This is a genomic window from Pseudomonas cyclaminis, from assembly GCF_015163715.1.
Taxonomy (GTDB): domain Bacteria; phylum Pseudomonadota; class Gammaproteobacteria; order Pseudomonadales; family Pseudomonadaceae; genus Aquipseudomonas; species Aquipseudomonas cyclaminis.
Map to the genome: position 1 here is coordinate 18,027 of NZ_JADDUM010000015.1, position 14,341 is coordinate 32,367.

A 14,341-nucleotide genomic window follows, 5' to 3' on the forward strand; every position below is an offset into this window, starting at 1 on the left:
CGCTTGCAGCCGCAGGGCCGGCAGGTGTCGGTGACGTTGCAATCCTGCGCAATGGATTAGAAGAGTGAGAGGCGGTCTAGTCATGTCCACCCAAGCAAAGCAACAGCAGACTCAAGGCCTCGGCGGCTTCGAACCCTATGTAGAAAAAAAGGGCGAGGAGTACATGGGCGAGCCCATGCGCGAGCACTTCACCAAGATCCTGAACAAGTGGAAACAGGACTTGATGCAGGAGGTCGACCGTACCGTTGACCACATGAAGGACGAAGCAGCCAATTTCCCTGACCCGGCCGACCGTGCCAGCCAGGAAGAAGAGTTCGCCCTCGAACTACGCGCCCGTGATCGCGAGCGCAAGTTGATCAAGAAGATTGACAAGACACTGCAACTGATCAAAGAGGAAGATTATGGCTGGTGCGAAAGCTGTGGCGTCGAGATCGGCATTCGTCGCCTGGAAGCCCGCCCAACCGCTGACCTGTGTGTAGACTGCAAGACCTTGGCTGAAATCAAGGAAAAACAGGTCGGCAAGTAATCCTGTCGAGCTGAACGAATGGAGCGTGAAAACGCTCCATTTTTGTTTCTGGCGTTTACCGATTATCCAGTAGTATCCGGCCCATGACAGCCTCTACCTATATCGGGCGTTTCGCCCCCACGCCCAGCGGCCATTTACACTTTGGCTCCCTGGTCGCCGCCCTCGCCTCCTACCTTGATGCCCGCGCCAACCACGGCCGCTGGCTGATGCGCATGGAAGACCTCGACCCACCCCGCGAAGAACCCGGTGCCCAGGCGGCGATCCTGCATGCCTTGGAAAGCTACGGTTTTGAATGGGACGGTGAACTGGTCCGACAGAGCGAGCGGCATGAGGCCTACGCCAAAGTGCTGAACGACATGTTCAACCACGGCCTGGCCTACGCCTGCACCTGCTCGCGCAAACAACTGGAACCCTACAACGGGATTTATCCGGGCCTGTGCCGCAACGCCGGTCACGAGCAGCAAGATGCCGCCATCCGCTTGCGTGTTCCTGAGCTTTCGTATCACTTTACTGACCGTGTACAAGGTGAATTCCGACAACACCTGGGGCGCGAAGCGGGCGACTTTGTCATCCGTCGCCGCGACGGCCTCTATGCCTACCAACTGGCCGTGGTCCTGGATGACGCCTGGCAAGGTGTTACCGATATCGTGCGGGGCGCCGATTTACTCGACTCCACGCCGCGCCAACTGTATCTGCAAGAACTGCTGGGCCTGCGCCAACCGCGCTACCTGCATGTGCCGTTGATCGTCCAGCCGGACGGTAACAAACTCGGCAAATCCTACCGCTCGCCGCCGTTGACGCCCGACCAGGCCACGCCTTTGCTAGTAAGAGCCCTGCGCGCCCTCGGCCAGCAAACCGGCAGCGAACTGCTTCACGCCAGCCCCCGGGAACTGCTGGATTGGGGCATACGGCACTGGGATGCCACGCTGATCCCGCGCACACTCACCCTGGCCGAAGCGCAATTGAGCTGAAGGCGCTTGCAGCTTGCCAAGCATCCGTTACCATCGCCGCAGTTTTTTAATCAGAGGCCAACATGTACATCTATCGATTGGTCCTGCTGCTGGTCGTCGGGATCTACCTGTTTTCTCCCGCCATCATGGATTGGTGGATCGACGCCACGGGCGCCTGGTATCGCCCTTATCTGCTGTGGCTGATCCTGATCGTCGTGACCTTCATCCTGCAGAGCCAAAAGATGCCGATGAGCTTTAGCCTCACCCAGATGCTGCTGATCAGCGCCGCCTACCTGGCCGCACTGTTCGGCGTTGCCTGGATCAGTGAGCGCGGAATGATTCCGCGGGCGATCATTCGCCATCCGTTGACCTACACCTTGTCCCTCGGCGTGTACGCCAGCGCCTGGGCCTTCTATGGCACCGTGGGTCTGGCCTATCAGTACGGCTACGGCTTTCTCTCCAGCTACCTGGGCGTGTCCGGCGCGTTTTTGCTGGCGCCGGTATTGCTGTACCCGATCCTTAAAATCACCCGCACCTATCAGCTGTCGTCCCTGGCCGACCTGTTTGCCTTCCGCTTTCGCAGCACCTGGGCCGGGGCCCTGACCACGGTGTTCATGCTGATCGGCGTGCTGCCCTTGCTTGCCTTGCAAATACAGGCGGTGGCCGACTCCATCAGCATCCTCACCCGTGAGCCGGTGCAGCATCGGGTGGCCCTGGCGTTCTGCGCGCTGATTTCACTGTTCACGATCTTCTTCGGCTCACGCCATATCGCCACCCGCGAAAAACATGAAGGCCTGGTGTTTGCGATTGCCTTCGAATCAGTGATCAAGCTGATCGCCATCGGCGGCGTCGGCCTTTATGCGCTGTATGGTGTGTTCGACGGCCCGCAACAGTTGGAACTGTGGCTGCTGCAAAACCAGACTGCCCTCGCCGCCCTCCACACCCCGTTGCAGGAAGGCCCATGGCGAACCCTGCTGCTGGTGTTTTTCGCCTCGGCGATCGTGATGCCGCACATGTATCACATGACCTTTACCGAAAACCTCAACCCGCGCTCGCTGGTCAGCGCCAGTTGGGGGTTGCCGCTGTTCCTGCTGCTGATGAGCCTGGCAGTGCCGTTGATCCTGTGGGCCGGCCTCAAGTTGGGCGCCACCACCAACCCCGAATATTTCACCCTTGGCATCGGCATTGCCGCCAATAGCCCGGCATTGGCGCTGCTCGCTTATGTCGGCGGTTTGTCGGCGGCCAGCGGGCTGATCATCGTCACGACCCTGGCCCTCTCCGGCATGGCACTCAATCACCTGGTGCTGCCGCTCTATCAGCCACCGGCCGAAGGCAATATCTACCGCTGGCTGAAGTGGACGCGCCGTGCGTTGATCGTCGCGATCATCATGGCCGGTTACTGTTTCTACCTGCTGCTGGGCGCCGGGCAAGACCTGGCCAACCTGGGTATCGTCGCGTTTGTCGCCACCTTGCAGTTCCTGCCGGGGGTGTTGTCGGTGCTGTACTGGCCGACGGCCAATCGCCGGGGCTTTATCGCGGGCCTGCTTGCCGGGATCCTGGTGTGGATCGTCACCATGCTGTTGCCGCTGGTCGGCAACCTGCAGGGCTTCTACATTCCGCTGCTGAACATGATTTACGTGTTGGACGACACCAGTTGGCACATGGCCGCGATTGCTTCGTTGGCCGCCAACGTCCTGATGTTCACCCTGATCTCCCTGTTCACCAACGCCAGCCCCGAAGAAACCAGCGCCGCCGAAGCGTGCGCGGTGGATAACGTACGTCGCCCGCAACGGCGCGAACTGCATGCGGCCTCGCCCCAGGAGTTCGCCACCCAACTGGCCAAGCCCCTGGGCGCCAAAGCCGCGCAAAAAGAGGTGGAGCAGGCGCTGCGCGATCTCTACCTGCCATTCGACGAGCGGCGCCCGTATGCGCTACGCCGGTTACGCGACCGCATCGAAGCCAACCTGTCCGGCCTGATGGGCCCGAGCGTGTCCCAGGACATGGTAGAGACCTTTTTGCCCTACAAGGCCGGCGGCGAAAACTACGTTACCGAAGACATCCATTTCATCGAGAGCCGGCTGGAGGATTACCACTCACGCCTCACGGGCCTTGCCGCCGAGCTCGACGCCTTGCGCCGCTACCATCGCCAGACGCTGCAAGAGTTGCCCATGGGCGTGTGCTCCCTGGCCAAGGATCAGGAGATCCTGATGTGGAACAAAGCCATGGAAGAACTCACCGGTATTGCCGCCCAGCGCGTCGTCGGTTCGCGCCTGAATACACTCGGCGATCCGTGGAAAGAGTTGCTCCAGGGCTTTATCAACCTGCCCGACGAGCACTTGCACAAGCAACATCTGGCCCTGGATGGCCAGACCCGTTGGCTCAACCTGCACAAAGCCGCCATCGACGAACCCCTCGCCCCCGGTAACAGCGGCCTGGTGCTGCTGGTGGAAGACCTGACCGAAACTCAGATGCTCGAAGACAAACTGGTGCACTCCGAGCGCCTGGCCAGTATTGGGCGCCTGGCGGCGGGTGTGGCCCACGAGATTGGCAACCCGATCACCGGTATTGCCTGCCTCGCGCAGAACCTGCGCGAAGAGCGCGAAGAGGACGGCGAAATCACCGAGATCAGCGGGCAAATCCTCGAACAGACCAAACGCGTGTCGCGCATCGTGCAGTCGCTGATGAGCTTTGCCCATGCCGGCGCCCATCAGAACCAGGACGAAGCGGTCTGTCTGGCCGAAGTGGCGCAGGATGCCATCGGGCTGCTCGCCTTGAACCGACGCAATTTCGAAGTACAGTTTTTCAACCTGTGCGACCCCGATCATTGGGTCGATGGCGACTCACAACGTCTGGCCCAAGTATTGATCAACCTGCTGTCCAATTCCCGCGACGCGACACCTGCGGGTGGTGCAGTACGCGTCAAGACCGAGGCTTTCGAACACACGGTCGATCTGATCGTCGAAGATGAAGGTAGCGGCATTCCACAGAACATCATGGACCGATTGTTCGAACCCTTCTTCACCACCAAGGACCCAGGTGAAGGTACCGGTCTGGGCCTTGCACTGGTCTATTCCATCGTTGAAGAGCATTATGGACAAATCACCATCGACAGCCCGGCTGACACCGAAAGCCAACGCGGCACCCGTATTCGGGTGACCTTGCCGCGTCATGTCGAAGCGACGTCCGCTGTGAACTGAGACCGTCGAGAGAATTGAATCAATGCCGCACATTTTGATCGTCGAAGACGAAACCATTATCCGCTCTGCCTTGCGTCGCCTGCTTGAACGTAACCAGTACCAGGTCAGCGAAGCCGGCTCGGTGCAGGAAGCCCAGGAGCGTTTCAGCATTCCCACGTTCGACCTGATTGTCAGTGACCTGCGCCTGCCCGGCGCGCCGGGCACCGAACTGATCAAGCTTGGCCAGGGTACGCCGGTGCTGATCATGACCAGCTACGCCAGCCTGCGCTCGGCAGTGGACTCCATGAAGATGGGCGCGGTGGATTACATTGCCAAACCCTTCGACCACGATGAAATGCTCCAGGCCGTGGCGCGCATCCTGCGTGACCGTCAGTCGGCCAGCAGCGCGCCAGCCGAACAACGACCCGCCGGCAAGGCTGCCGAAAAACCGGGCGTCGACAACAGCAACGGCGAAATCGGCATCATCGGCTCCTGCCCACCGATGCAGGATCTGTACAGCAAGATCCGCAAAGTGGCGCCTACCGACTCCAATGTGTTGATCCAGGGCGAGTCAGGCACCGGTAAGGAATTGGTGGCCCGCGCCCTGCACAACCTGTCCAAGCGCGCCAAGGCACCGATGATCTCGGTGAACTGCGCGGCGATCCCCGAATCCCTGATCGAATCCGAACTGTTTGGCCACGAAAAAGGCGCGTTCACTGGCGCCAGCGCCGGACGTGCGGGCCTGGTGGAAGCGGCGGACGGCGGCACGCTGTTCCTTGATGAAATCGGCGAGCTGCCACTGGAAGCACAAGCGCGATTGCTGCGCGTACTGCAGGAAGGCGAAATTCGTCGGGTGGGTTCGGTGCAATCCCAGAAGGTCGATGTGCGCCTGATCGCGGCGACCCACCGTGACCTCAAGAGCCTGGCCAAGATCGGCCAGTTCCGTGAAGACTTGTACTACCGCCTGCACGTGATCGCACTCAAGCTGCCGGCCCTGCGTGAACGCGGCGCCGACGTCAACGAGATCGCCAGCGCGTTCCTGCTGCGCCAGAGCGCACGCATCAACCGTACCGACCTGAAGTTTGCACCGGACGCCGAGCAGGCCATTCGACATTACTCGTGGCCGGGTAACGTACGTGAGCTGGAGAATGCGGTAGAACGTGCGGTGATTCTGTCGGAGAGCCCGGAAATTTCCGCCGAGCTGCTGGGTATCGATATCGAGCTCAGTGACCTGGAAGACGACGACTTCATTGGCCTGGCCCCGCAACAGGGCGGTAGCAATACCAGCCATGAGCCGACAGAGGACTTGTCACTGGAGGATTACTTCCAGCACTTCGTCCTTGAGCATCAGGACCACATGACCGAGACCGAACTGGCACGCAAACTGGGCGTGAGCCGTAAATGCCTGTGGGAACGGCGCCAGCGCCTGGGTATTCCACGGCGCAAGACCGGTGTGGCCAGCGAAAGCTGAGGATTCGCCCCCACAGGTAACACCCAGTGATGTGAAAAAACTGTTACCGCTGATTTTTTGCGTAACAAAAGCCGGGGCTTACGGTAACGGAGCCCCGGCTTTTTTTGGTCCGTCAAAAACCCGAAAACCCCTCAACCCCCCGGTTTTACTGGGTACTGCAAAAGTTGGCACGCACCCTGCTATATGCTTAGTACAAAAACAATAACAAGCTTTGTACAAGACAATAAAAATAAGACGAATCGACTCACGCATAACAAAAACAACACGGCGGAGGCGCAGCTAACTGATTCTTTTGGAGAGGCGTTGCATTTGGGGCTTGCCCCGCAACCAGGCCGAGAACAACAAAAACTGCCCTAAGGCAGAGCCTGAACTGGTTGGATCGTAGATCAGCAACACAGCGACCAAAGCAATCCGTTTGCTCTTGACTCCCGATTGGGAGTGTCATGAAGGTGAAGCTTCATGGCGAGGGCGATCAACAAAAACAAAAAGCCCGAAACCAATAATAAAAAAAGAGCACGCAACTACTTCTGGGGGAGCTTCGGCTCCCCTTGTAGTTTCTGGAATTTGACGCTTCAAAGGCTTATGGCGCAATGCCTGTAGCTTGTTCCTACACCATCCCCTGACTAAATGCTAGAATCCCCGCCCATCATGCGGTCATTCTTCGTTATGGCCGAACATTCCTTCAAACAGTGCATCCCATGCTGAAGAAGTTGTTCCAGTCATTCCGTTCTCCCTTGCGTCGTACGCAACACATTCGCAGCACGCCTGAAGTGCTTAACAGCAATCAGCATTCATTGCAGCGCGCTCAGTTCAGCCGTTATGCGGTGAACATCGTCGAACGTTTGCAGAACGCCGGCTACCAGGCTTATCTGGTGGGCGGCTGCGTACGCGACATGCTGCTCAATATCACGCCCAAGGACTTCGACGTCGCCACCAGCGCCACGCCTGAGCAGGTCCGCGCCGAGTTTCGCAATGCGCGCATCATCGGCCGGCGTTTCAAGTTGGTGCATATCCACTTCGGTCGCGAAATCATCGAAGTCGCGACGTTCCGCGCCGGTCACCCGCAAAACGATGACGAGGAAGACACCAATCAGTCTTCTCGCAACGAGAGCGGGCGCATTCTGCGCGACAACGTCTACGGCACCCTGGAAGAAGACGCGCAACGCCGTGACTTCACCATCAACGCCCTGTATTACGATCCGGTCAGCGAGCGCATCCTCGATTACGCCAACGGCGTACACGATATCCGCAACAACCTGATCCGCTTGATCGGCGACCCGACACAGCGCTACCAGGAAGACCCGGTGCGCATGCTGCGGGCCGTGCGTTTTGCCGCCAAGCTCAACTTCGGTATCGAGAAACACACTGCCGCGCCGATTCGCGACCTGGCACCGATGCTGCGGGAAATCCCGTCCGCACGCCTGTTCGAAGAAGTGCTCAAGCTGTTCTTGTCGGGCTACGCCGCCGACACCTTTGAGATGCTCGTGGACCTGCAGTTGTTCGACCCACTGTTCCCGGCCAGCGCCGAGGCACTGGAACACAACCCGACTTATACCCACACGCTGATCAGCGAAGCCTTGATCAACACCGACCTGCGCATCAAACAGAACAAACCGGTCACCCCGGCGTTCCTGTTTGCTGCCCTGTTGTGGCCGGCCTGCCAAAACGCGTACTGCGTTTGCAGGACCGTGGCATGCCGCCGATTCCGGCGATGCAGGAAGCCGCCCACGAGTTGATCGCCGAACAGTGCCAGCGCATCGCCATTCCGAAACGCTTCACCATGCCGATCCGCGAGATCTGGGACATGCAGGAACGCTTACCGCGCCGCAGCGGCAAGCGCGCCGACCTGCTGCTGGACAACCCGCGCTTCCGGGCGGGCTATGACTTCCTGCTGCTGCGCGAAAGTGCCGGCGAGCAGACCGATGGCCTGGGCGAATGGTGGACAGACTACCAGGACGCCAACGACAGCCAGCGCCGCGACATGATTCGCGACCTCGGCAGCAAAGGCGATGGCGAAAGCGCCGGGCCTAAAAAGCGTCGTCGCAGCGGCAGCAAGCGCAAACGCAGCGCCGATGCCTCGGGCGCCGCAGGCGAATAAACGTGGAACGTATCTACATCGGCATGGGCAGCAACCTCGCTGCCCCGGAGCAACAATTGCGCAGCGCTGTCGAAGCGCTGGCGCAGTTGCCCGGCACCCACGTCTCAGGCGTCTCTGCCTTCTATCAAAGTGATTCCCTGCTCCCAGGCCAACCGCGCTACACCAATGCGGTCGCCGCCCTGGACAGCAGCCTGGCGCCCCTGGACCTGCTGGATGCGCTGCAAGCCATCGAGAACGACCAAGGCCGCGAACGCCTTGAACGTTGGGGCCCGCGAACACTCGACCTGGACATCCTGCTGTTCGGCGATCGCCTGATCGACGAGCCGCGCCTGAAGGTGCCGCATTACCAGATGCACCTGCGGGCGTTTGTGCTGTATCCACTGGCCGAACTCGCCCCCACCGCCCTGCAATTACCTGACGGCCAACGGTTGAGCGCCCTGCTTGAGGCCTGCCCGTTTATTGGCCTGGAGCGCCTCTGCACTGCTGAATCGGATCAGTAACACGGGTAACACCCCACGCGTAACAATGCGGTAACACATCCAATTGACTTCCCGTGTCCTCCTCACGACTATAGGCGTCCCGCTGCCGCCAACCCGGCGCTGAAGGGCGCAATCCAGGCCTTATAAGCACTGCTCTCAAGACGGTGCGCCTGTATAAAACGAAGACTCACGCGCGTAACTCGCTGTTTCCAAGCGCCTGAACGAGGACCCTTTTCATGCCAGACATTACCCTGACCACCTTGCAGAGCCTCAAGCTCAAAGGTGAAAAAATCACCATGCTGACCTGCTACGACGCCACCTTCGCCCACGCCAGCTGCCAGGCCGGGGTTGAGGTGTTGCTGGTAGGCGACTCCCTGGGCATGGTTCTTCAAGGGAATGACAGCACCCTCCCCGTGACCACCGATGAACTGGCCTACCACACGGCCAGCGTCAAGCGCGGTAACAACGGCGCCTTCATCATCGCCGACCTGCCGTTCATGGACTACGCCACCGTCGAACAGACCTTCCTCAACGCTGGCAAACTGATGCGCGCCGGTGCACACATGGTCAAAGTGGAAGGTGCCGTGTGGCTCGCCGAGTCGATTCGCCTGCTGGCTGAACGCGGCGTGCCGGTGTGCGCACATATGGGCCTTACGCCACAGTCGGTGAACATCCTCGGCGGCTACAAGGTACAAGGCCGCAACGAAGCCCAGGCGCGGCAGATGCGTGCCGATGCCATCGCCCTGGAGCAGGCGGGCGTTGCGATGATCCTGCTTGAATGCGTGCCCAGCGAACTCGCCGCCGAAATCACCCAGGCCGTCAAAGTGCCGGTGATCGGCATTGGTGCAGGCTCGGCAACCGATGGCCAGGTGCTGGTGCTGCACGACATGCTCGGCCTGTCGATTACCGGCCGCGTGCCTAAGTTCGTGAAGAACTTCATGACCGGTCAGGACAGCATCCACGCGGCATTGAGCGCTTACGTCACCGAAGTCAAAGGCGTGACCTTCCCAGGCGCCGAACACGGATTCTCTGCATGAACACCGTAAGAACCGTACGCGAACTACGATCCGCCGTCGCCCACGCCCGCATGGCCGGCAAACGCATTGGCTTCGTGCCCACCATGGGCAACCTGCACAGCGGCCACGCCACTCTGGTGACCAAGGCTGTGCAGCAAGCGGACTTTGTCGTCGCCAGTATCTTCGTCAACCCGCTGCAATTTGGCGCGGGTGAAGACCTGGACAAGTATCCCCGCACCCTCGCCGCCGACCAGGAAAAGCTCCTGCAAGCGGGCTGCAACCTGCTGTTCGCACCGACCGTCGAAGAGATGTACCCCGGCGGCATGACCGGCCAGACCCGCGTCAGCGTGCCGCAACTGTCCGAAGGCTTGTGCGGCGCCAGCCGTCCTGGGCATTTCGAAGGCGTGGCGACCGTGGTCAGCAAACTGTTCAACATGGTCCAGCCGGACATCGCTGTATTTGGTCAAAAGGATTACCAGCAACTGGCCGTGATTCGCGCCATGGTCCATGACCTGAACATGCCGATCCAGATCATCGGCGAGCCTACCGTGCGCGCCGAAGACGGCCTGGCGCTGTCCTCGCGTAACGGTTTCCTAAATGCAGAGGAACGTGGGATCGCGCCGGTGCTGTATCGCAGCCTCAGCCAGATTGCCACCGCCATCAAGAACGGTGACCGCGACTTTGCCGCACTGCGCGCCGAACAGGTCAAGCAGATCGAAGCGGCCGGGTTGCGCCTGGATTACCTCGAAGTGCGCCAGGGCGTGCATCTGCGCCCGGCGACACCCGAGGACAAGGACATCGTGATCCTGGTGGCGGCCTTCCTGGGCACGACCCGCCTGATCGACAACCTGCATCTGAACCTCATTTAAACCCCGCAATACACCCCGCCGATTGCCCTGCTCGCTGTGCCGGTATAAAAAAGTACCGGCTACAGCGCAGACAAAGCCAAGACATATCGACACGCTAGGTTTAATGTAATCGCCCGGCGCTATGGTTAGCGCTGTCTGGAACCCAATCCTTGAGATAAGACTGGATGTTCCGGGCTTTGAAGTGTCCTAAAGGCAGTCCCCGTAATAAAAGGAAACCCGCAGCGATGGCGTACTACCGCACCCCTCATGACGTTACCGCTCTGCCCGCCTGGCAAGCGCTCAATCAACATCGCCAAGCCATGCAGGATTTCAGCATGCGCGAAGCGTTCAATGCCGATCCCCAGCGATTTTCCCAATTCACCTTGAGCAGCTGCGGACTTTTCCTCGATTACTCGAAAAACCTGATCACCAGCGAGACCCGCGACCTGCTCGTAGGCCTGGCCAAGGAAGTCGGCCTCAAGGACGCGATCAACTCGCTGTACGCTGGCGAGCCGGTCAACTCGTCCGAAGGCCGCCCTGCCCTGCACACCGCCCTGCGCCGCCCAGTGGGCGACAAGCTGTCGGTCAACGGCGTGAACATCATGCCGGACGTGCACAAGGTGTTGAACCAGATCACTGACCTGGTCGGCCGCATCCATGACGGCCTGTGGCGTGGCTACACCGAGAAGCCCATCACCGACGTGGTGAACATCGGCATCGGTGGCTCGTTCCTCGGCCCGGAGCTTGTCTCCGAAGCGCTGTTGTCCTACGCCCACAAAGGCGTGCGCTGCCATTACCTGGCGAACATCGACGGCAGCGAGTTCCACGAGCTGACCATGAAGCTGCGCGCCGAGACCACGCTGTTTATCGTCTCGTCGAAATCCTTCAACACCCTTGAAACCCTGAAAAACGCCCAGGCTGCCCGCGCCTGGTACCTGGCCCAGGGTGGCTCGGAAGCCGAGCTGTACCGTCACTTCATCGCCGTGTCCAGCAACAACGCGGCAGCCGTGGCCTTCGGTATCCGCGAAGAAAACATCTTCCCGATGTGGGACTGGGTCGGCGGCCGGTACTCGCTGTGGTCGGCCATCGGCTTGCCTATTGCCCTGGCCATCGGCATGTCCAACTTCAAGGAACTGCTGTCCGGTGCCTACACCATGGACCAGCATTTCCAGAACGCACCGTTCGAACAGAACATGCCGGTGCTGCTGGGCCTGCTGGGCGTGTGGTACGGCAACTTCTGGGGTGCGCAGAGCCATGCGATCCTGCCGTACGACCACTACCTGCGTAACATCACCAAACACTTGCAACAGCTGGATATGGAATCCAACGGCAAGAGCGTGCGCCAGGACGGCAAACCGGTGTCCACCGACACTGGCCCCGTGATCTGGGGTGGCGTGGGTTGCAACGGTCAGCATGCTTACCACCAGTTGCTGCACCAAGGGACCCAACTGATCCCGGCCGACTTCATCGTGCCGATCGTCAGCTTCAACCCGGTGTCCGACCATCATCAGTGGCTGTACGCCAACTGCCTGTCCCAGAGCCAGGCCCTGATGCTCGGCAAGACCCGCAGCGAAGCCGAATCCGAGCTGCGCGACAAGGGCATCCCGGAAGACGAAGTGCAGAAGCTGGCCCCGCACAAGGTGATCCCGGGCAACCGTCCGAGCAATACCCTGGTGGTGGAGCGCATCAGCCCGCGTCGCCTCGGCGCGCTGGTTGCCATGTATGAGCACAAAGTGTTCGTGCAGAGCGTGATCTGGGGTATCAACGCCTTCGACCAATGGGGCGTGGAGTTGGGTAAAGAGCTGGGCAAGGGCGTCTACAACCGCCTGACCGGCGCCGAAGAAACCTTGGCCGAAGACGCTTCGACCCAGGGCCTGATCAACTACTTCCGCGGTCGTCACCGCGGCTGATACAGGCATTGCAGGGCCAACGTCCGTTTGGACGTTGGCCTTGAACCCTCTCCACACAGGGTGCATCTTTATGACTTGTCGCAAAAACAAGAATAAGGATCGCTCATGTTCGATATCAGCACGTTTCCCACCGCCGATGCCGTCCGCCGGGCTGCGCAACTCAGTCAAGAGGACTACCAACGCCTCTATCGCCAATCCGTCGACCAGCCGGACACCTTCTGGGCCGAACAGGCCAAGGGCTTTCTCGACTGGATCACCCCCTGGCACACCGTTCAACACTCGGACATCCACACGGGCGCGGCCCAATGGTTTGCCGGTGGCCAACTGAACGTCAGCTACAACTGCATCGACCGTCACCTGGCACAACGCGCCGATCAGCCGGCCTTCATCTGGGAGGGCGATGATCCGACAAACTCTTCCACCATCACCTACCGCCAGCTGCACCAAAACGTCTGTCGCCTGGCCAACGTGCTGAAAAGCCGTGGGGTGAATAAAGGCGACCGCGTGTGCATCTACATGCCGATGATCCCGGAAGCGGCCTACGCCATGCTGGCCTGCACGCGCATTGGCGCCGTGCACTCAGTCGTGTTTGGTGGTTTTTCGCCGGATGCGCTGCGCGACCGTATTCTCGACGCCGACTGTCGGACCGTGATCACCGCCGATGAAGGCGTGCGCGGTGGCAAGCCCGTGGCCTTGAAACAGAATGTCGACAAAGCCCTGGCCAGTTGTCCGAATGTCAGCACCGTCGTGGTGGTGCAACGCACCGGTGCCGCCGTGAACTGGAGCGAAGACCGCGACCTCAACTACCAGCAGGCCGTGGACGCGGTGAGCGACGATTGCCCGCCAGAGCCGATGGACGCCGAAGACCCGCTGTTCATCCTCTACACCTCCGGCAGCACCGGAAAACCCAAGGGCGTGCTGCATACCACCGGCGGCTATCTGTTGCAGGCGGCGATGACCTTCAAATACGTGCTCGATTACCGCGATGGCGAGGTGTTCTGGTGCACCGCCGATGTGGGCTGGGTCACCGGCCACAGCTACATCGTGTATGGCCCGCTGGCCAATGGCGCCACCTCGCTGATGTTCGAGGGCGTGCCGAGCTACCCGGATAGTTCGCGGTTCTGGCAGGTCATCGATAAACATCAGGTGAATATTTTCTACACCGCTCCAACGGCCCTGCGCGCCTTGATGCGCGAGGGCCACGGCCCACTGGAAAACACCTCCCGCGCCAGCCTGCGTTTACTGGGCAGTGTGGGCGAGCCGATCAACCCGGAGGCTTGGGACTGGTACTTCAACGCCGTGGGCGAACAACGCTGCCCGATTGTGGATACCTGGTGGCAGACCGAGACCGGCGGCATCATGCTCAGCCCGCTGGTCAGCGCCCAGCGGATCAAGCCCGGCTGCGCCACCCAGCCGATGTTTGGCGTGCAACCGGTGTTGCTGGATGAGCAGGGCAAGGTGATCACGGGCGCCGGCAGCGGCGTGCTCGCGATCAAATCAAGCTGGCCGGGGCAGATCCGCAGTGTCTACGGCGACCCACAGCGGATGATCGACACCTATTTCAAGCCCTACCCCGGCTACTACTTCACCGGTGACGGCGCACGTCGTGATGAAGATGGCGACTATTGGATCACCGGGCGTATCGACGATGTGATCAACGTGTCCGGGCACCGTATCGGCACCGCCGAGGTGGAAAGTGCGCTGGTGCTACACGACCAAGTGGCCGACGGCTGCCGTGGTGGGCCTACCCCACGATGTCAAAGGCCAGGGCATCCTACGCCTTCGTCACCCCCATGAACGGTGTGGAACCCAAGCGATGCGCTGAAAAACACCTGCTGGAGCTGGTCAGCAAGGAAATCGGCAGCTT

The 14,341-nt window shown here is 60.4% G+C and carries 8 protein-coding genes and 2 pseudogenes; all 10 read left to right on the top strand.

What is annotated here, in order from left to right; translation table 11 throughout:
* Window positions 1–82 precede the first annotated feature (82 nt).
* Window positions 83–526 carry an RNA polymerase-binding protein DksA gene (gene dksA / locus IQK56_RS01590; RefSeq protein WP_150762240.1) on the top strand — a complete coding sequence of 148 codons (444 nt, stop codon included), beginning with the start codon at window positions 83–85 and terminating at the stop codon, window positions 524–526.
* A gap of 83 nt (window positions 527–609) precedes the next feature.
* On the top strand, window positions 610–1,497 hold the full coding sequence (gene gluQRS, locus IQK56_RS01595; RefSeq protein WP_150677369.1) for a tRNA glutamyl-Q(34) synthetase GluQRS: 888 nt from the start codon (window positions 610–612) through the stop codon (window positions 1,495–1,497).
* 221 nt (window positions 1,498–1,718) lie between these two features.
* The gene (locus IQK56_RS01600; RefSeq protein ID WP_160385051.1) at window positions 1,719–4,673 is read left to right on the top strand and encodes a sensor histidine kinase; all 2,955 of its coding nucleotides are present in this window, start codon (window positions 1,719–1,721) and stop codon (window positions 4,671–4,673) included.
* Between the two features lie 22 nt (window positions 4,674–4,695).
* Window positions 4,696–6,123, top strand: a complete 1,428-nt coding sequence (locus tag IQK56_RS01605; protein WP_122307139.1) for a sigma-54-dependent transcriptional regulator — start codon at window positions 4,696–4,698, stop codon at window positions 6,121–6,123.
* Window positions 6,124–6,821: 698 nt separating this feature from the next.
* Window positions 6,822–8,221 (top strand): annotated as a pseudogene (locus IQK56_RS01610) (polynucleotide adenylyltransferase PcnB).
* Between the two features lie 2 nt (window positions 8,222–8,223).
* A complete protein-coding gene (folK, locus tag IQK56_RS01615) occupies window positions 8,224–8,721 on the top strand; it encodes a 2-amino-4-hydroxy-6-hydroxymethyldihydropteridine diphosphokinase (protein WP_122307137.1) in 498 nt (165 codons plus the stop codon).
* 215 nt (window positions 8,722–8,936) lie between these two features.
* Window positions 8,937–9,737, top strand: coding sequence for a 3-methyl-2-oxobutanoate hydroxymethyltransferase (panB, locus tag IQK56_RS01620; RefSeq protein ID WP_122307136.1), 801 nt, complete (start codon window positions 8,937–8,939; stop codon window positions 9,735–9,737).
* On the top strand, window positions 9,734–10,585 hold the full coding sequence (gene panC / locus IQK56_RS01625; RefSeq protein WP_150677436.1) for a pantoate--beta-alanine ligase: 852 nt from the start codon (window positions 9,734–9,736) through the stop codon (window positions 10,583–10,585). Before panB ends, panC begins: the two co-directional genes overlap by 4 nt.
* A gap of 224 nt (window positions 10,586–10,809) precedes the next feature.
* The gene (pgi, locus tag IQK56_RS01630; protein WP_032884731.1) at window positions 10,810–12,474 is read left to right on the top strand and encodes a glucose-6-phosphate isomerase; all 1,665 of its coding nucleotides are present in this window, start codon (window positions 10,810–10,812) and stop codon (window positions 12,472–12,474) included.
* A 105-nt stretch (window positions 12,475–12,579) separates the two neighbouring features.
* A pseudogene (acs, locus tag IQK56_RS01635) lies at window positions 12,580–14,341 on the top strand (acetate--CoA ligase); the annotation flags it as partial.